The sequence below is a fragment of the Wolbachia endosymbiont (group B) of Hofmannophila pseudospretella genome (genome assembly GCF_964028515.1).
GTDB lineage: Bacteria > Pseudomonadota > Alphaproteobacteria > Rickettsiales > Anaplasmataceae > Wolbachia.
The window spans coordinates 694,987-714,005 of record NZ_OZ034788.1; the positions used below are offsets into that span (position 1 = coordinate 694,987).

Sequence of the window (19,019 nt, forward strand, 5' to 3'; positions counted from 1 at the left end):
TGAATTTTCAACATTTTTATACTATTTATGTTATGATTTTGAAATTTTTTGGGGGCACTTCATGAAAAAATCTATTTATACTAGAACTGCTCTAGTTTCTCTATTAACTTTATGTTCTTTCAGTGGCTTTGCTGGTGACTTTTCTGACGAGAGTATAAAGGAAGTAAAAAAGCAAGAGAGTAACGAGTCAATCAAAGCTTCTGGAAAGATGGAAGTGATGAAGACGTCAAATAAAAAACTAAAAGAAAAAATGGACAGGATATGTAATGCTGATCCAAGAAAAAAAGCTGAAGAGCTTAAGAAAAAAGAAGAATTAAGATTAGCAGCTGAGCAGAAGAAAAAAGAGGAGTTGAAATTAGCAGCTGAGCAAAAGAAGAAGAAAGAAGAACTAAAATTAGCAGCTGAACAAAAGAAAAAAGAAGAAATTAGGCTAGCAAATGAGAAAAAAGCAAAACTTATAGAAGCTTCAAAAGCGAAAGCCCTGAAAGTTAAAAATTCTAATGTAGAAAAGTCAAAAATTAAGGGTTCTAAAACTAAGAATGCTAAAATTGAAGCTAAAGATATAAAAAAGGATGTAAAAGTTGTTAACAGCAATACAGAGGAAAAAGGTAAGGCAAGTCCTGTTGTTTCAGTTGGTGGGGTTGATATTATCAATACTAATCAAGGGGATGGTTTAAGAATAACTTTCGGTGGTGTTATTGATTCTCAAGGTTATGGTAACTATGGGCTAAGTGGCTATGAGCATTATAATATTATGCCGGGAAAATATACAGATTATTTTAATAATACTGAAGATAGTATAAAAGGAGCAAATCTAATATTTCCTAAAGGGATAGGAAATATTGGTGATTACAGCGAAAACATGGGCATGATTTCAGATGCAATATTGCACTTAAGAGCTGAAAACAAAAACGAAGACTTAGGACTTGTTTATGGCGCCAATGTGCAATTTCATGTTCCAGTTACTGAAGGTAAAGGAGCATCACAAGGTGTGAATGCTGCAAGAGGTAGAAGTGCACATGTGTTTTTGAACTCAAAATATGGTGATCTGAAACTTGGCTATCAATTTGGTCCTGAGTCTCTGATGAGACTTGATGCAACAAGAGTTGCAACCGTTGACGGAGCTGCAGATAGTGATTGGTTTAGAAAAGTGAATTTAGAAGGAAGTGCTGCAAACTTTCCATTTTACGTAACACCACGTCTTTATACTGAAAGCTTCTCGAGCGAGAGCGAAAAACTCTCCTTCCGTATGGCAGGAAAGTATAACAAAGAGGTTATGACCACATTGCCGTTTAGAGTTGCTTACTACTCACCAAGTTATATGGGCGCAAGATTTGGTCTTAGCTACTCACCTCGCTATGATAATAATTTATTCATTGTGAAAGAAGAGAATGATGTAAGACATGTTGGACCAGATTATGAGCATATAGTAAGTGCTGGTACATCGTATGAATATGATTTTAGTCAGCATAATATAAAAGTTAAAACTTCTGTAGTTGGTGAGTATGGTAAGGCAAAAAAACCAAATAAAGATAAGCATCTTTATAAGGAATTTGTGGAGTACAATGACCTGATGGGTGTTAACTTAGGTGCAAGCGCTGATTATAAGATTGATGAAGATCAAGCCGTAAAATTTGCTGCCTCTTTTGCATATTTGGGCAAGTCTGGTCAACCAAAGGATATTAAAATCAAAGATGGTGGTAATGGCTATAAACAAATTCCTGAAAAGGATGTTCAAGGCAAAGATAATGAAGAGTATAAAAGAATTGCAGGCTTAGCTCAATTCGATAACAATACCATGTATTGGACTACAGGGGCTGGTTATCAATATGAAAATGTCTACACAAGCTTGACATACTTTGGCAGTAGAATGAATGATGGAGATATGCTTCATGATGTTGCACTTGGTGTTCAATATGATCTATCTTCTTGCAATAAGAGCAAGTTTGTTCCTTATGCAGCTCTTCATTACTTTAGAACTGATGAAAAAGGCGCAGTGAAAGATAAAAATAAAGCTGATGTACCTTCTAACCAAGGAGTTCTTTTACTTACTGGTGTGAAGTTTTCTTTCTAATTAGTCTTAGTAATACACACCACAATTTAATGTGGTGTGTACTTCCAGATGAAAATTATTTATATTGAAAAAATTTCCAATATATGGTATAATAGCTTAGAGTAGAAGTAACAATATCATGGATATAACAGTAAATCTTGATGGAGAATTTGAGAAAATAGTACAATCTCATTCCATGTTACAAAATCGTTCCGTACCACAACAAATTGAGCATTGGGCTAAAATTGGTCAAGTTGTTGAAGATAACCCTGAGCTAAGCTATAACATCATTAAAGAAATCCTTTCAGGCACCGAAGATGCAAAATCAGGTGATGTTGAGGAGTATAAATCTACAAAATTTTGAAGGTTCTTCTTACCAACACTTTTAAGCGGTCAATGAAAAAGCTGCATAACAGTCAACTACCTAAACTTGAAGAAGCTATCAAGCAAATATAAAGATAATCCATGTATCGGAGAACTAAAGTCAGGTGACCTTGCAGGTGTTCGTGTATACAAATTCTCTATTTTTAATCAACTTACTTTGTTAGCTTATTTTTATAATGAACAAAATAATGAATTAACACTTCTTGCCCTTGCTCCACATGAGAATTTTTATAGAGATCTGAAGAAGCGAGTTTAGTCAACATAGCAGCCGTTTCTTTTCTACCATTATTTATAGGAGGCCCCTATGCAAACCAAATTAAAAAGTCATTTAGCTGGAGAATTACTTACCATCGCTACTTGCTGGAAATTAACACTTGTAGGTGGAGAAGTAATGGGATTTACTGACTATGATGAAGATTTAAATCTCAATAATATACTCTATAAATCTTCAAGCGGTTTTATAGCCAGCAGTATAATATTAAATAGCGATTTGAGAACTGATAATCTAGAAATTGAAGGAATATTAAATAGTGCTGATATTAAAGAAAAAGATGTTTTATCAGGAAGGTATGACTTTGCAAATATTGAAATATTTCTTGTGAACTATAAAGATTTGAGTCAGGGAATTATGAATTTGCATGCAGGAACTTTTGGTAAAGTAACATTAAATAGTGGGAGGTTTATCGCTGAAATTAGAGGTCTTGCGACAAAGCTTGAGAGAAGCATAACAGAGCTATATTCTCCTGTATGCAGGGCACAATTTTGCGATGATAGATGTAAAGCTGATGCTAAAAAGTTTAGTAGAATAAGCACAATTACTAAAGTGATAGATGAAAGAAGATTTGAAGACACTAATTTAATCGAAAGTGATGGATATTATAAGCACGGAGTGGTAAAATTCTTTAGTTCAGCAACATTTGAAGTTGTAGTTAAAGAATACAAAAATAAAGTAGTTACATTATTTGCTTCTCCTCCATATCAAATTTCTACCGGAGATAAATATTTGATACTTGCAGGTTGTGATAAAGCGTTTTTAACGTGCAAAAACAAGTTTAACAATACTGTGAATTTCCGTGGCGAACCATATATACCAGTTGTTTAGCAGCATAATTTTTAATATTATGAATAAGTATGGAAAGGTGGCTGAGCGGTCTAAAGCACACGCTTGGAAAGCGTGCACATATGAAAATATGTCGGGGGTTCGAATCCCCCCTTTTCCGCACATTATTTCTAGTATAACATAGGATTTTCCGTTTTGTTCTTGAACGTAATAACCATATAGCATTAGCACTTCAGCTCCGCAATTTTTCAGAGTCATCTACGTCAATAAAAGAATAGAGTTATCAAGTTGCAGAGCCTTCTTGATTTTTGATGAAGAAGAGTAGTAGAAATACAATCCAGTAGCCAGCATACCTTCCCTATTCCTAACAATATCTTGCAGTACTATACTTAGTATGTGTCATTTCTCCCTAACATCAGCAAAAGCCAATGATGGTATATATCCAACCTACCATAATATGTCAACATAATTCTTTATTGAAAATTTTAGGAAAAAATAAAACTTTTTTATTAAATAGACATGTAATCGTATTCATCCAAATATGATTCCTTTATTGTCTTTTTTGGATCAAATGGTTCAGAACTTAGATCATACGGAAAGGTTACAGTAAATTAATACTGGAAGGATATTAGTATGGAGCCTCAGATTCGTAAATGTCTTTTCTGTGTTTTATTGAAACACTTCATACTTTGCAGCATTTACATGATACGATAATCGCCAGTTCTCAGTCTTCTGTATCCTTTGAGTTTGTAACAAAACGATTCACCAAAATCAATTGGATTAACTGTAAGTCGCTCTTTTACTATCTCTTCAACTCTTAACTTTATTGTTTTTGGAAAAGCTCTTCTTACTAACATTTTCAGGAATTTAATCTTATAGCGCTTTAGTCTCACCTATAGTGGTAAGATTATCTACTTATTCTTGTATGGAAATTTACCAATTATTAAGATAATCAGTGTAGTAAAAACATATTCTAATAGTATGGAAAAATAAAATGGGTTTTGAAAAATATGTAAACGATGGTATTATAAATTTATATGATTTGCGTAACGACACAAGTAACAAAGAAATATGTAAGCTTATCGATTTTATAAAAGAAAGAAAAGATATCAAAGAATTCGCTTTTCAAGATGATGATACTGATCATAGTATACAATATAGGAAAGGTAGAAATATTAGTAATAATATGAAACCTATATGCATAGGTGTAGGAATTGGTTTAGTTGCTGGTCTAGTTGCAGGATGTTGTTTAGGGCAAGAAACTTTAGCTCTTATTGGCGTTTCTGGTGTAGTGTTGATTGCATTTGCTATAGTTGGTGCATTACTTGGAGCTGGAGCGGGCTATGTCGTAGGTAAATGCCTTGACAAAATTAAGGTTACAAATATGCAAGAAGCAATAAGTTGTTAAAGGTTCGTGTTATATTCTGAATTTCTTTCAATACTTAAAGATTTACAATCAGAGCAAACCACTTGGCCACGTGGAACTGATTTCAGCTCATCAGTTGAAACTTTACTTGAGCAGAATATGCATTTTATTTTATCACTTGGGGCGAGTGAGTGATCAACAGCAATTCTATCATCAAAAACAAAACACTCGCCTTCCCAATTACCACTTTTATTACCAGTTTTTTCAAGATAGGAAAGAATACCGCCTTTAAGATGGTAAACATCTTTAAATCCAACGCTTTTCATATATGCTGTAGATTTCTCACATCTGATTCCACCAGTACAGTACATAGCTACTTTCAGGTCTTTACTCTCAGAAAATGACTCTGCCCACTGAGGAAAATCGCGAAAACGTTGAGTGTGTGGATTGATTGCATTTTTAAACTTGCCTAATTTTACTTCGTATTCATTTCGTGTGTCTATTACTAAAACGTTAGGTTGAGAGATAAAATCATCCCAATATTCTGGATCAATGTACTGACCTCTAACGAAAATATCGAGATTACTTACACCAAGATTTACAATTTCTCTTTTTAATCTTACTTTCATCTTACTAAATGGTTGATATTCTGCCGAGCTCTCTTTCCACGTAAGACCTTTCAGCCTGTCATCAGAACGTAGAAAATCAAATATTTTATCAATTGCGCTCCTTTCTCCAGATATGGTTGCATTGATACCCTCTTCTGCAAGAAGTATAGTGCCTTTTAATTCAACATTGTCGCATGCAACTTTTATTTCGTCTTTCATGTCATAATAATTAGAGAGTTTTACAAAATGATAGAAAGTTGCAATGACAAAACTCATAATTAATTAGTTTATCGATTTAAAACATAATATATAAAATTATGAAGATATTCAATAGGACGGCTGTTAATTACTGGATATCTTTAGTTTTTGCATATAACATTTTAATATCAAATATAGATTCAAGTTAATGTTTCTGAGAGTATTTAAAAATATATTCTTGTTTTTAGTAAGTGTATTATTTGTCTGCCCTATACTATCGTTAATATCGATTCTATTTACAGAATCAGCAAACTCTGGATGGGTAATTAGTAGACTTTTTCCTGAATATATACTCAATACGTTGATTTTGATGGTAGGAGTAGGGTTAATATCCTTTATATTTGGAGTAATTCCAGCTTGGCTTACTACATTTTTTTCGTTTCCCGGAAGTAGAATTTTTGAGATTGCCTTATTCTTTCCGATATCAATTCCTGGATATATAGTATCGTTTGTTTATGTAAACACGTTAGAGTTTTCAGGTCCAATTCAGAGCTTGTTAAGAGATACTTTTCAATTGAGCAAAGGTAACTATTGGTTTCCCGAGATCAAATCCCTAGGTGGTGGAATATTAGTAATGGGATTTAGTCTATATCCATACGTTTATATGTTGGTCCGCTCAAGTCTAAAGAGCGTTAGTAACTCAGTCACTATTGCATCAACACTTGGGTTCTCCTCATTACAGAGTCTGTTTTCTGTCATCATACCCTCCATACGTCCATCAATTATAGCTGGGTTATCCTTGGTACTAATGGAAGTAATTACAGATTTCGGCACACCACAGTTTCTTGCTATCGATACTTTCACGACAGGAATATACCGTACTTGGTTTTTATTGCATGACAAATATTCAACTACTGTTTTGGCAGTTGCAGAACTGATTTTCGTTGCAATACTAATAGTTATCGAGAAAAAACTACAAAAAAGAGAAATATCTTACTCTTCAATCAATACTAATGCAGATTATCACAATAAACGTAGTATAAACGGTTCTATATCGTTGATCTTTTCTTATCTTATGTGTTTATTGCCGATATTAATAGGCTTTATTTTACCAATGATTCCACTTATATATTGGAGCATAGAGAAAGGCTTTTTCATATACGAAGCAAGATTTTATAATATAATAACAAACAGTATTAGTTTATCATTTATTACCGCGCTAATCTCGATCAGCATTGCAATAATTATTGGATATACAGCACGTAAAAATAAGGTAATAAGCAATATAGCACGTCTCATTTCTCTTGGATATGCAATTCCAAATGCAATTATTGCAATTAGCATAATAATGTTTTTAAGCAGAATATCTTCTTTCATTACTCAATATATTGTAGAAATTAGCTTGGTAGGAACTATTGGCGCATTAGTTTACTCATATTTATTTCGTTTTTTTGCTATATCTTTCAAGGCGATAGAGTCGGGACTCAAAAAAACACCAAATGAAATTGAATGGACTGCATATACTATGGGTCATGGGCCTATTTCCACGTGCCTGAATATTCATATTCCCCTTATCAAGAAAAGCATACTATCGGGATTTCTGCTCGTGTTTATGGATACGGTAAAAGAACTCACGGCAACACTAATTATCAGACCATTTAATTTTGAAACTATATCAACTAGAGTATATGAACTTGTCAGCGATGAGCGTTACAGAGAAGCTGCCCCATTTTCGTTAATGATAGTTATTATAGGTTTAACCTCTACAATAATCTTATTCACACTTGATGATAAGAATCAAAAATAAACTATTTTGCATCTGTTCAGCAGAGTAATACCAATTCCCACTATATAAAGAACAGATAGACAATAATGGGAAAGAAGTGATACTAAAGTAGATAAAATAGAGAGGTATAAATGGCATTAAGGTCAAAACTATTAGACGAAAAAGTTGTAAATTTGGCGAAAGAAATGTTAAAAAAGGTCAGAAATAACGCATATGTTTCAAAAAAGTTACAAGCGGTGATAGCAGGAAAAGAAAGTAGTATAAGCGCTGTGGCAAGAATATGTAAAATTTCAAGGACTGCTTTGACTGAATGGATAAAGCATCTAAAATTTGGTAGAGTAGAAAGATTATTTTCCCCGTCTCAGCGGCGAAGAAAAAGCAAATTAAACAAAAATCAACGTGAGCAAATTGAAATATGGGTAGAAAGAAATCCAAATATTACTATTAAGGAAGTGCAAATAAAAATCTCAGAGGAATTTGGCCTAAACATTAGCAAATCAACAGTGCACCGTGAGATACAAAGGATGAAGTTTTCTTACATAACACCGAGGCCAATTCACCATAAACAAGATAAAAACAAGCAAGAAGAGTTTAAAAAATACTTCAATAAAATAGTCAATTCCCACCCTGAAAAGGAGGTATTTTTTTGATGAATCACGATTTGGAACTCATTCAAAAATCGGACACGGATGGTTTAAAAAAGGGGTCAGAACACAGGTTAAAATGAAAATTGGTAGACAAAATTTCTATATCTACAGTGCGGTAAATCCAAGAAGTGGTAAGAAAATTAGCCTACTTGCTCCATATGTAAACACTGATTGTATGAATATATTTCTGGAGCAGATGTCGAAAGATTTAGGCACGAAAGAAGCCTTTCTTGTAATGGATTGTGCAAGTTGGCATAGATCAAAAAGTTTGAAAATTCAGGAAAACATTACCATCATATACTTGCCTCCTTATTCACCGGAACTGAATCCTGTTGAAAGGTTGTGGCAATATATCAAATACAATACTTTACGCAATAGTATCTACGATACCATAGGTTTACTTGAAGATGTTTTGTGTAATTTTATTGTCAATATTTCCAGTACTACTATTAAACGAGTTTGTAATGTTTCTTATTTGTTCGGTCAGTAATGGATTTTGGTATAACAAAATAAGATAGACGAAAAAAGACAACTATAGAAGCAAATGGTCAGTGCTTTCGTGTTTATCAACTTAGTTGGATCTCAGTATCAGCTACTCGGATGACATTATGGAAGCTCAAATGATAAAACAAGAAGCATTGGTTTCAGATGCACTTGAACAAATACACTATCTTGACGATCAATGAGGTCTAGTGTTAACGTATGGACTGTCTAAAGAAAAGGGTGGTACCATAACATCAAAGGTTTTTATGCTCTCTTCGTTCAGAAATTCATATTTACCCTGCATTATTCCTGATGGTGTATTTAAGTATGTTCCACTTGTATATTTGAATACCTCTCCAGATTTTATTACAGGTTGTTCTCCAATAACACCAACTCCGGCAATTTCATTTATTTTACCCTTATGATCTATTATTCGCCAATAGCGACTTAATAATTGAATAGTTGATGAGCTTTTGTTTTTTATCTTAACATTATACATCCATACGTAACAATTTTCATAAGGAATGGATTGCTCTTCAATATAAATTGGCAAAACTGTAACTTCAACAGAATTAGTAATAAGTGTGTATTTCATGGTCATCGTAAAGTGTTCATGATAAAAATTTAACACACTTCAATTATACACTTTTTTCATAGATTTTCCAAGCATATTATCGTACTCTAACTAGGAAATATTAATCTACATGATGAACAAAACAGATCCACTGGATAAAAAAGTGATAGGAATAATAGGAAGTGGGCAATTAGGTAAAATGACTGCTATCGCTGCAATAAAACTTGGGCACAAAACGCATATTTTTGCCAGTGCTAAAAACGATCCAGCTTGTTCTATTGCTGATGATTTAACAATAGCAGACTTCTGTGATAAGAGGGCACTTGAATCTTTTGCACAGAGTGTGGATTTAGTCACTATTGAATCTGAAAATATTCCATGTAGTGCAATTGATATTGTGTCGCAGCATACAGATTTTTATCCAGGCAAAAAGGCGTTACACATTTCGCAAAATAGGCTGAGAGAGAAAGATTTTATTAGAGATTTAAGCATAAAAACTGCTGATTACAAAAGTATACAAAATTATAATCAGCTACTAGAAAGTAGTGAAACTTTTAGCTATCCAGTGAGGCTAAAAACAACAGAAATGGGTTATGATGGAAAAGGACAATATGTGATTGAAAATGATTCTGAACTGAAGCAATTTGCTTCCTTCGATTGGAATAAAGAGTACATTCTTGAAGCAAGTGTTGATTTACTGAAAGAGGTTTCAATAGTCGTTGCAAGAGATAAAAACGGTAAAGTAGCTTTTTTTCCTATAGCAGAGAATCACCACGTTGACGGAATACTTAATACTTCAATAGCACCAGCTAAAATAGATAATAAATTAGCCCAAGAGGTACAAAAAACTGCAGAGAAAATAGCAACTGCGCTTGATGTAGTAGGAATTCTAGCTATTGAATTTTTCATCACTCAAAATCATGAATTACTAGTTAATGAACTGGCCCCAAGACCCCACAATTCTTGCCACTGGAGCTTGGATGCATGCAACGTTAGTCAATTCGAGCAGCTAGTTAGGATAATATGCGGGCTATCTATGCAGGAAGTAGTATTACGCTTTCCTTGCATGACAAAAAATATAATAGGTAATGATATATATAATTCTCACAAATATTTGAGCAATGAAAAAGCTAGTTTAACCATATATGGGAAAAAAGAGGTTAGGGACAAGCGTAAAATGGGACATGTCAATATAGATTTAAGTTATTGAGCTATAAATGCTCTTTGATCAAGATCTCCAAGATCTGCACTATATTTAGTGCTGCACCTTTGCGTAGATTATCAGCTACTATCCACATATTTAATCCGTGTTTAACGGTATCGTCTTGTCTAATACGCGATATGTATACGGCATCCTCTTGCACAACATCAATCTGAGTCATATATCCACCATCTTCGCGCTTATCTTGCACTAAAACTCCATCGTCTTCACTGAGCATTTCACGAGCTTCTTCTTCAGTTATATGCTGATCAAATTCTACATTTACTGCTATAGCATGACCAACAAGAACAGGTACTCGGACACAAGTTGCAGTTACTTTTATATCCTCTTCTAAAATTTTTTTTGCCTCCTCTTGCATTTTCCACTCCTCTTTTGTAGAACCATCTTCCATGAACTCTCCTATATGAGGAATGCAATTAAATGCTATTTGCTTAGGAAATATTTCAGGTTTTTTAGCTTCATTCATAAAGATTTTTTTTGTCTGATTGTAAAGCTCATCCATTGCTGCTTTACCTACACCAGAAGTTGATTGATAAGTTGAAGCAACGATTCTCTTTATTTTTGCTTTTTGGTGTAATAAATGTAATGCCAGCAACATTTGTATTGTAGTACAGTTTGGATTAGATATTATGTTATGGTTTTTATATTCCGTAATTTTATCTTTGTTGATCTCTGGAATAACTAGTGGCACGCCTTCTTTCATCCTAAAATAGGAAGTGTTATCTATCACAACGCACCCAGCCTCAGTTGCAATTGGTACGTATCTCTGAGAAACATGAGATTCTGCACAGAAAATGGCTATATTAGTTCCAACGAAGTCATAATCCTCAAGACATAAAACTGTTAACTCTTTGTCACCAAAACTCACCTTTTTTCCCTTTGATTTTTTCGATGCAAAAGCAACAACAGAATCTATTGAAATTTTTCCTTCGTCTTGAAACTCGGCAAGCGTGCTTAATACCTCACGCCCTACTCTTCCTGTTGCTCCAATAACAGCAATTTTATATCCCATATAGATAAACCTCTGACTTTAAAGCTATATTATATTTTTACTGATAAAATTTACAATTACTTTAATATTTTTACCTTGCAATTAACCATAATTTAGTTATAATTATAAGATACTAGTAATATTGCATGGTAGAATGAAATGAGTAAAAAACATGATGACACTAAGGTCAAACCTGCAGTATCTGAATTTCAAAAGCCTGAAAAAGTCAATAGATTAGAGATTCAAAATGTTCTTTCGAAAAAAAGCAAGCCAGCGATAAATTTTGATGATAAAAAGTATGGTGTGAAAATTTCTAAGATAGACCAGCATCTTTCAAACAAGAAGCAAGAATCTTTTGGATTAAGAGATTTTTTAAGTTCAATACCAATAATAGGAAGATTTTTAGTGAAAATTTTCACGCCTGAAAAAGAAGAGTATAAAAAACTGCAATCGCAAATAGGTCTTTCTAATAAAGCAAAAAATGAGATCTACATAGATAATAAACGCACAGAAGAAGTAGGTAGTAAACTTGAGAATGGTAATATTGAACAAGTAGATAAAGAGAAAAAAAATCTTGGCCCATAAATATCAACCATTTAAAGGGTATCTCTCATTACTGAATTTGTTGCACAGAAGTTTTACGATACCAAAATAAATAAATAGGCATGCCACTTACAGTGAACAGGCTCGAAATCAGCAGGGTGCTTACAGGGGTTTCTAATATCACCCAACAACAAAAGGTTGTTGCTATACCACCAATTAAAAGCTTATAACAACTCCTCTCCTGTATAATAACCTTTAGAAAGGCAAAACAGCACGCAAGATAAACGAACAAAAATGAAATTACAGAAAAGTCAATAATCGACGTAATCTGCTGGGCAAAATTGTTGTTTGAAGTGAGAATTAGTAAAATTGCAGTTCCAATTGAACTAACTGTTATTCCCAAAAAAGGAGAGCCATGCTTGTTCCTTTTAGAAAAGAATTTTGGCATTAGTCTATCTTCTGCAAGACCAAAAGCAACTTGTCCACTAGATAAAACCCAAGCGTTTAGACTGCCAACACAAAAAATGAATGCAACTATAGAAACAATTAAATGCCAATTACCAGAAAACATAATTTTTATCGCATCAACATATGGTGCTCTTGAACTTGCTAAATTGTTGCCATTGATCAATCCCATAATCGCAAAATTGTTGATAAAATATATAATAGCAACGCAAATTGTGCCAAGCACTACAGCTTTTGGTATAGTTTTAGCTGGATTATCAACTGACCCTGCAGGTGCTGTTGCCAATTCAAGTCCAATAAAACACCATAGAGTAAGGAGTGTAGAGCGGGCAAGAATTTGCGATATTGTAAGACTTAATATTTCTTCACTTATGATAAAATTATTTCTATCGAAAAAAAACAACGCTGCTACAGGTATTGCAAGCAATACAGCAACCTTCACAATCGTGAGCAGAAACTCAACGTGCCCTGCAGCAGCTATTCCCCTTAAATTTATTAATGTAATGATTGTAAATAACAACAGCTCTAAAAATAAACGCATACTTTTGATATCTTCATGGAAAAATGGTGTAAGATAGCCAACACCCACAACTATTAAAGCTGTTGTACTAACCCATGAGATTACCCAATATGTCCAACCAACAAAGAACGCTGCAGCAGGACCAAAAGTATGTTTCACATAAACGTGAGGACCTCCTGTTTCTGGAAACTTTGCACATAACGTAGCAAAAACTAGCGCAAGAGACACAGCACCAGCTCCTGATATCATCCAGCTTATAAGGCTATAAGCGCCATATGGAGCAAGGCTAATTGGAAGCATAAAAACCCCAGAGCCGATCTGACTACTAATGACTAAAGCAAAAACAGCCCAAAAACCTATTTTATTTGACACAATACCTCTTAATTCTATTAATGTAAGCCAGTAGTATAGCTTAAGAATTTTAGCAAATAAAAAATTTAAGTTAAGTTTTTAGTTTATGATACCAAAGTAGATAAATAAGTGTTCCGCTTAAAGGGAATAGACTTGATATTAACAATGTTTTTATAGAAGTCTCGTATATTATCCAACAGCAAAAAGATACAGCCACACCTCCAATTAAAAATTTGCAGTAGCTTTTGTCTTGTATATTAACTTTGAGAAAAGCAAGGCTACATGCTAAGTAGATAAACAAAAATGACACCACAGAGATATCAATTATTGAAGTTACTTGCTCAGCAAAACTTTTGTTTGACGTTAGGATAAGTAAAACTAACACCCCCAAAGTACTTAGTATTATTCCCCATAATGGAGCATCATGCTTATTTTTTTTGCCAAAAAATTGCGGCATTAACTTGTCTTTTGCAAGGCCTAAGGTGACCTGTCCATCAGCTAAAAACCAAGCATTTAAATTACTTACAGAAACGATAAAGGCAACAACAGAAATAATTAAATGCCAATTACCTGGAAACATAATTTTTATCGCATCAACATATGGTGCTTTTGAACTAGCTAGGTCATTACCACTTATCAATCCCATAATTGAAAGACTATTGATGAAATATATCACAGCAACACAGACTGTTCCAAGCACTATAGCCCTTGGTATTGTTTTAGAGGGATTATTGACAGATCCTGCAGGTGCCGTTGCTGATTCAAGCCCAATAAAACACCATAAAGTAAGGAGCGTAGAACGAGCAAGAGTTTGCGATATTGTAAAGTTTGATACTTCCTCACTTACAATAAAATTATTTCTATCAAAGAAAAATAGCCCTGCTATGGGTATTGCAAGAAGTGCGATAATTTTAACAATGGTCAGAAGAAGCTCAACATACCCAGCAGTAGTTACCCCTCTTAAGTTTATTAGCATGATAGCTAAAATTAATGTTATTTCTAAAAGCAAACGTATATCTTGTATATCATTATGAAAAAGCGGAGCTAAATAACCGATACTTGCAATTGTCACAGCTGTTGAACTAACCCATGAGCTTAGCCAATATGTCCAGCCAACAAAAAAAGCTGCTGTAGAGCCAAAGGCATGTTTCACATAAATATGAGGACCACCCGTTTCTGGAAATTTTGCACACAATGCAGCAAAAACTAAAGCAAGAGATATAGCGCCAAATCCTGATATCACCCAGCTTATGAGGCTATAAGCGCCATAAGGTGCAAGGCTAATTGGAAGCATAAAAATTCCAGAGCCAATTTGGCTACTAATCACCAAGGCAAAAATAGCAAAAAAGCCTATTTTATTTGACACGACAATGTTTAATTTTTATCTGAATAATTAACAATATAGTTGAAGCTCAGAAATTTCAATTGGTCTTTAAAAAATTTGCATTTTTTTAGTTTAAGCATATAATTAAAAGTATATTAATAGATTATTAAGAGGTAGCATGAATCCAAGGTTAAAAGCTTTTTTGATTATTTGTAGTTTTATTTTATTCTTACCTTTTATTTATCATTATTTAAGTCTTTTCGTTAACTATATCCTTGATCCAATTCTAGTTCGTCCTTGTAATGACTTAATTCGTAATCTTTATACCTACTTATCTACAAGTACCTCTAGTCCTGCATTAGCGTTCTTTGCTACAGGTTTTATTGTTATCGCTGCATTTATTTGCCTGAATAAAATGCTCCTGCCTTTGCAAGAGAAAATCATAAACAACTATAACTCATTTAAAAATGACAACATTGATAGTAATAACACGTTATTTGAGATTTATAATGATCCGACAATAAAACTAAAGGACAAAATCTTATTTTTCAATATACACTTAATATATTATCTACAGCTTCCATTTTTGTACGTTGCATCAAAAATATCAGCTCTACGTGGATTTCTTATATTCAATTTTGGTTTATTATTGTTAAATTATACACTGCTAATTCCAGTAGCACTTCTCGAATTAATAAAGTACCCATTGGTAAAGCTTTTTTCACCTTTGGGTTTGAATGTAAAGCAACTTAGCTTCTTGTTTAATGTAAGTGATGTAGGCACTGGCAGTCAGAGTGTCCATAATAGAAGTTTTCAGCAAAGCGTTATTGAGTGTGCCAAAAAATTAAAGGAAGAACATGGTACTCCGTCAAATGAGCTGGATGAAGAGTTTAAAAGTTATATAAGCGGGTTGACAAATCAGCAGAAAGAATTGATAGCACCTTATTTGAAGCTAGATAATTATAGAGAAGGAGAGTGGGTAAGGTGGGTAGATTCCAAAACCGGACTGACATTAACACAAGCCATAAATTTAGTTTTAATTGCAGCAAGAAAACAAAATGCAGATGTAGAGCTATTGAAATCTGTATTGCTGGTTCGTTTTGAGGAAAGTAATCGCCAGTGTGGTCCTGGAATGCTTAATCGTATCATTTATGCATTAAGTGGCCTTGAAGCAGAAAATAATTTTGCAGCTCAACTAGAACCTCAGATAATAGGAGAGTTGGCAGGTAATTCTACTAAAAGATTTCTTGAGCAATCTGTAGATAAGCACTACTTTAAAATCAAGATTTTAAAAGAAAATTTTGATGACTTATATTCACCAGGTTCTGGAGTGGATTTGAGCAATGCAAATGATGAAGTAAAGGATGGGATTTCTCATATGAGAAGTGCTATAAAAGAATTTGTATTTAAAGAGTTATATGTGAAGTTTTATAATGACTATGGAGAACATATTCGAAGAGGGCAAATAAAACAAAGGCTGAGAGAATTAATAACAGATGAAGTCATAGATGCAGCAATATTTGGTAAGATAGATGAGGTAGCAATACCTGAAAAACCATCTACTTATCTTGAAAAGATGAAAGCATTTTTTGCAGGGCATACAAGATTCTCTACTACTTAGAGCTCTGAGACTTGCCTAAGCTTTGATTGTGAGTTAGGCGTGAAGCTAAAAGGATTGGTGTTTATGGTTAACTCACAGCAAGCTAAGCAGCAGTAACCTGGCAGCACTTCTAATTTTTCCTTATTGATTTGTAGCAGATTCTTTGTTAAAGTCCATGGTTATGAAAAGAAACTTAAAATCTCATCAGTATACTTTGATGGATGAGTATTGAATATGATAATACTGATAACAAATGATGACGGCTTTGAAAGTGAAGGAATAAGATTACTCAAAGAGATTGCACATAGTTTTGCATCAGAAATATGGATAGTGGCACCAGATACTGATAGGAGTGGAGCTGCAAGATCTCTTGATTATCCAGTGAAGCAATCTATTAAAATAAATCGGCATAGTGAAAGAGAGTTTAGTGTATCTGGTACTCCCGCAGATTGTGTCATTATCGCGTTAAATAAAATTATGAATAAAAAACCAGACTTAATATTATCTGGAGTAAATATTGGATCAAATGTCGGCGATGATATTTGTTATTCAGGCACAATCGGTGCTGCAATGGAAGGTGCTGCAAGATCTATACCTTCTATTGCGCTGAGCCAAGTTTATCATGATAAAATAGACTGGAACAATACAAAAGTTTTTGCACCAAAGGTTATCAGCAAGCTAATGAAAGTTGGTTGGCCTAAAGATATAGTGATGAATATAAATTTTCCTGCTACAGAAAAAGTGAAAGGGGTCGAATTTGCTGAACAAGGTGAATATAACATTGATGGTGATTTAACTTTTACTGAAAACTTGAATGGTTCTTTGAGCTTAAATTGGTCTCGGGAACACTCAGGCAGTGGTAGTGTAGATAAAATAAAAGGAGGTTTTATTACTATTACACCGATAAAATTAGATTTTACAGATTATGATATATTAAATGCTATGAAAAATTCTTGTGCAGAGGAATTTTCTTCTATAGCTAATACTCCTATTGCTTCTGATTAGATATTTTCTACGATTTTATCGCGAGCAATCATTTTTTCTTCACCCGTGTCCATGTTTTTAATTTTTAAAATTTTACTGCTTAGCTCTTCATCACCAAAGATTAATACAACTTTTGCATTTGCTTGATTTGCTTTTTTCATGCGGGTTTTTAGAGTTCCACTATATTCGTAAATCACATATAAACCATTTCTGCGTAATTCACTTGCAAGTGTTAGAGCATGTTCTTCAGCTTCTCCACCGATTGGAATTAGGTAAATAGGTCGCTCTTCTTTCGGAGAATAATTGATTAACTCCATTATGCGTTCAATACCTCCTGCAAATCCTATCGCTGGAGTGTGTTTTCCACCTACTGAAGATACTAGATTATCGTATCTTCCACCGGCAAAAACTGCTCCTTGTGCACCTAAATCTTCTGTGACAAATTCAAATACTGTGTGACAATAATAGTCTAGACCTCGAACTAATTTGCTATTTACAGTGTAAGGTATGCCAAGAGCTTGCAGTCCATTTAACACCTGGTCAAAGAAATATGAAGATTCTTTTGTATAATAATCACTGATTTTTGGTGCGTCAGAGATTATTTCTTTATCTGTCTTATCCTTAGAGTCTAGTATTCTGAGTGGGTTTTTAATCAATCTATTTTGACTATCTTCTGATAGGTCATTTTGAAACTTTTTTAAATACGATATCAAAGCTTCTCTATACTTACTTGTTGTTTCACTATCACCCAAAGAGTTGATTTCCAGTCTTACATTCTCATTGATGCCAAATTCAGTTAACAAATGCTGAGCGAGTGATATCAATTCAATATCAGCTTTTGGATTTTCTATACCAAAAACCTCAAAATTTATCTGATGAAATTGTCTTTGTCGTCCTTTTTGTGGTCTTTCATAGCGAAATGCAGGTCCTGTTGAGAATAATTTTATCGGTGTTTGCAGTTTTTTTTCAATAAGTAGCCTGACAATCGCTGCTGTGAATTCAGGACGTAGAGTTATGCTCTTTCCTCCTTTATCAATAAAAGTATACATCTCTTTATTTATGATATCTGAACTATCACCTAAAGTCTTCGTAAAGACTTCTGTGTATTCAAATATCGGAGTTTGAACAGGTAAAAAGCCGTATAAACTTGAGATTCTATTTGCTGTTTGCTCTATGTATTTAAATTTATACCATTCATCAAACAGAAGATCTTTCGTTCCTTTAACTGTTTGATTAGTCATAGCATAGTCTCTATACCTGAAACTTCTGGTATGTGATAGCTTAGCATATTCTGCACTCCTTGTTTTAAGGTAATTGCAGCACTTGGGCACCCAGAGCAAGCTCCTTGCAGTTCAACGTAAACTATTCCGTCTTTATAGCCACGGAACTTGATATCACCACCATCTTGAGCAACTGCAGGTTTAATATAACTTTCCATCAATTCTTTTATTCTATTTACAATTTCTATATCATTTTCATTAAAGAATTCTTCCTCTAGCATTTTATTATCACTTACTCCTTCTTTATCAAATGCTTTTCCACCAGAAGTAAAGTGATCCATAATTGTAGTTAAAATTTCCACCTTTACTATATCCCAATTCATTCTATCTGATTTTGTTACCGAAATAAAATCATGACCAAAAAATACTCTTACAACATGTTCTATTTGAAAAAGATTTACTGCTAATTTAGAGTTCTTTATTTCATCTGCATTTGAAAAATCAGCTGTTTCTCCTTCGCTCAGAATTTCAAAACCAGGAAGAAATTTTAGCGTGTTTGGGTTTGGTGTTTCTTCAATCTGGATAAACATGTTATTTACCATGACAATTATAATTGTTACTATTTAATCATAAAATGATA

General features: G+C 33.7%; 20 protein-coding genes and 1 tRNA gene. 12 read left to right on the forward strand and 9 right to left on the reverse strand.

The window, feature by feature from the left end; genetic code table 11:
• The first annotated feature begins 61 nt into the window (after positions 1-61).
• The 5 genes from ABWU24_RS03220 (at position 62) to ABWU24_RS03240 (ending at position 3,657) form a co-directional block, all read left to right on the forward strand.
• Entirely contained in the window at positions 62-2,074 is a 2,013-nt protein-coding gene (locus ABWU24_RS03220; protein WP_353274427.1) for a porin, read from the forward strand.
• 118 nt (positions 2,075-2,192) lie between these two features.
• Positions 2,193-2,417: a TA system antitoxin ParD family protein gene (locus ABWU24_RS03225; protein WP_341815532.1), complete on the forward strand. Its 225-nt coding sequence runs from the start codon at positions 2,193-2,195 to the stop codon at positions 2,415-2,417.
• 66 nt (positions 2,418-2,483) lie between these two features.
• Positions 2,484-2,693: a type II toxin-antitoxin system RelE/ParE family toxin gene (locus ABWU24_RS03230; RefSeq protein WP_353274429.1), complete on the forward strand. Its 210-nt coding sequence runs from the start codon at positions 2,484-2,486 to the stop codon at positions 2,691-2,693.
• A 48-nt stretch (positions 2,694-2,741) separates the two neighbouring features.
• Entirely contained in the window at positions 2,742-3,539 is a 798-nt protein-coding gene (locus ABWU24_RS03235) for a DUF2163 domain-containing protein (RefSeq protein WP_353274431.1), read from the forward strand.
• A gap of 31 nt (positions 3,540-3,570) precedes the next feature.
• Positions 3,571-3,657, forward strand: a tRNA-Ser gene (locus tag ABWU24_RS03240).
• Between the two features lie 538 nt (positions 3,658-4,195).
• On the opposite strand, the gene ABWU24_RS03245 is transcribed toward ABWU24_RS03240, so the two are convergent.
• On the reverse strand, positions 4,196-4,354 hold the full coding sequence (locus ABWU24_RS03245; protein ID WP_019236727.1) for a type II toxin-antitoxin system RelE family toxin: 159 nt from the start codon (positions 4,352-4,354) through the stop codon (positions 4,196-4,198).
• A gap of 137 nt (positions 4,355-4,491) precedes the next feature.
• Here ABWU24_RS03245 and ABWU24_RS03250 point away from each other — a divergent pair, with 137 nt between their 5' ends.
• The gene (locus ABWU24_RS03250) at positions 4,492-4,905 is read left to right on the forward strand and encodes a hypothetical protein (protein WP_341815535.1); all 414 of its coding nucleotides are present in this window, start codon (positions 4,492-4,494) and stop codon (positions 4,903-4,905) included.
• On the opposite strand, the gene ABWU24_RS03255 is transcribed toward ABWU24_RS03250, so the two are convergent.
• A complete protein-coding gene (locus ABWU24_RS03255; protein WP_341815536.1) occupies positions 4,902-5,747 on the reverse strand; it encodes a rhodanese-related sulfurtransferase in 846 nt (281 codons plus the stop codon). The two genes, ABWU24_RS03250 and ABWU24_RS03255, sit on opposite strands and share 4 nt — an antisense overlap.
• Positions 5,748-5,877: 130 nt before the next feature.
• Between ABWU24_RS03255 and ABWU24_RS03260 the strand changes: the two genes are divergently transcribed.
• Positions 5,878-7,476 (forward strand): ABC transporter permease, encoded by a 1,599-nt coding sequence (locus ABWU24_RS03260; protein ID WP_341815537.1) that lies wholly within the window; start codon positions 5,878-5,880, stop codon positions 7,474-7,476.
• Here the strand turns inward: ABWU24_RS03260 and ABWU24_RS03265 are convergent.
• On the reverse strand, positions 7,444-7,593 hold the full coding sequence (locus tag ABWU24_RS03265) for a hypothetical protein (RefSeq protein ID WP_353274433.1): 150 nt from the start codon (positions 7,591-7,593) through the stop codon (positions 7,444-7,446). The genes ABWU24_RS03260 and ABWU24_RS03265 overlap by 33 nt on opposite strands.
• Here ABWU24_RS03265 and ABWU24_RS03270 point away from each other — a divergent pair.
• Positions 7,587-8,592 (forward strand): IS630 family transposase gene (locus ABWU24_RS03270; RefSeq protein WP_353274215.1). Its coding sequence is split into 2 segments (ribosomal slippage): positions 7,587-8,096 and positions 8,098-8,592, totalling 1,005 coding nucleotides; the frame shifts between segments, so codons are not numbered across the junction. The two genes, ABWU24_RS03265 and ABWU24_RS03270, sit on opposite strands and share 7 nt — an antisense overlap.
• Positions 8,593-8,781: 189 nt before the next feature.
• Here ABWU24_RS03270 and apaG read toward each other — a convergent pair.
• Positions 8,782-9,186: a Co2+/Mg2+ efflux protein ApaG gene (apaG, locus tag ABWU24_RS03275; protein ID WP_010402892.1), complete on the reverse strand. Its 405-nt coding sequence runs from the start codon at positions 9,184-9,186 to the stop codon at positions 8,782-8,784.
• 106 nt (positions 9,187-9,292) lie between these two features.
• On the opposite strand from apaG, the gene ABWU24_RS03280 reads away from it, so the two are divergent.
• Positions 9,293-10,369: a 5-(carboxyamino)imidazole ribonucleotide synthase gene (locus tag ABWU24_RS03280; protein ID WP_135353027.1), complete on the forward strand. Its 1,077-nt coding sequence runs from the start codon at positions 9,293-9,295 to the stop codon at positions 10,367-10,369.
• Between the two features lies 1 nt (position 10,370).
• On the opposite strand, the gene ABWU24_RS03285 is transcribed toward ABWU24_RS03280, so the two are convergent.
• Complete coding sequence (locus tag ABWU24_RS03285) at positions 10,371-11,393, reverse strand: aspartate-semialdehyde dehydrogenase (RefSeq protein ID WP_015587973.1); 1,023 nt, start codon at positions 11,391-11,393, stop codon at positions 10,371-10,373.
• 138 nt (positions 11,394-11,531) lie between these two features.
• On the opposite strand from ABWU24_RS03285, the gene ABWU24_RS03290 reads away from it, so the two are divergent.
• Positions 11,532-11,957: a hypothetical protein gene (locus tag ABWU24_RS03290; RefSeq protein ID WP_015587974.1), complete on the forward strand. Its 426-nt coding sequence runs from the start codon at positions 11,532-11,534 to the stop codon at positions 11,955-11,957.
• A gap of 28 nt (positions 11,958-11,985) precedes the next feature.
• Here ABWU24_RS03290 and ABWU24_RS03295 read toward each other — a convergent pair whose 3' ends face one another.
• Positions 11,986-13,272: an APC family permease gene (locus tag ABWU24_RS03295; RefSeq protein WP_341815538.1), complete on the reverse strand. Its 1,287-nt coding sequence runs from the start codon at positions 13,270-13,272 to the stop codon at positions 11,986-11,988.
• A 70-nt stretch (positions 13,273-13,342) separates the two neighbouring features.
• Positions 13,343-14,617: an APC family permease gene (locus tag ABWU24_RS03300; RefSeq protein ID WP_341815539.1), complete on the reverse strand. Its 1,275-nt coding sequence runs from the start codon at positions 14,615-14,617 to the stop codon at positions 13,343-13,345.
• Between the two features lie 136 nt (positions 14,618-14,753).
• Between ABWU24_RS03300 and ABWU24_RS03305 the strand changes: the two genes are divergently transcribed.
• Both ABWU24_RS03305 and surE read left to right on the forward strand, forming a co-directional pair.
• On the forward strand, positions 14,754-16,196 hold the full coding sequence (locus tag ABWU24_RS03305) for a hypothetical protein (RefSeq protein ID WP_135352976.1): 1,443 nt from the start codon (positions 14,754-14,756) through the stop codon (positions 16,194-16,196).
• A gap of 213 nt (positions 16,197-16,409) precedes the next feature.
• On the forward strand, positions 16,410-17,180 hold the full coding sequence (surE, locus tag ABWU24_RS03310; protein WP_135352975.1) for a 5'/3'-nucleotidase SurE: 771 nt from the start codon (positions 16,410-16,412) through the stop codon (positions 17,178-17,180).
• Here the strand turns inward: surE and hisS are convergent.
• Together hisS and ABWU24_RS03320 are read right to left on the reverse strand one after the other, a co-directional pair.
• Positions 17,177-18,400 carry a histidine--tRNA ligase gene (gene hisS, locus ABWU24_RS03315; RefSeq protein WP_341815540.1) on the reverse strand — a complete coding sequence of 408 codons (1,224 nt, stop codon included), beginning with the start codon at positions 18,398-18,400 and terminating at the stop codon, positions 17,177-17,179. The two genes, surE and hisS, sit on opposite strands and share 4 nt — an antisense overlap.
• The gene (locus tag ABWU24_RS03320) at positions 18,397-18,969 is read right to left on the reverse strand and encodes a NifU family protein (RefSeq protein ID WP_006015115.1); all 573 of its coding nucleotides are present in this window, start codon (positions 18,967-18,969) and stop codon (positions 18,397-18,399) included. The genes hisS and ABWU24_RS03320 overlap by 4 nt, the downstream gene beginning before the upstream one ends.
• Positions 18,970-19,019 lie beyond the last annotated feature (50 nt).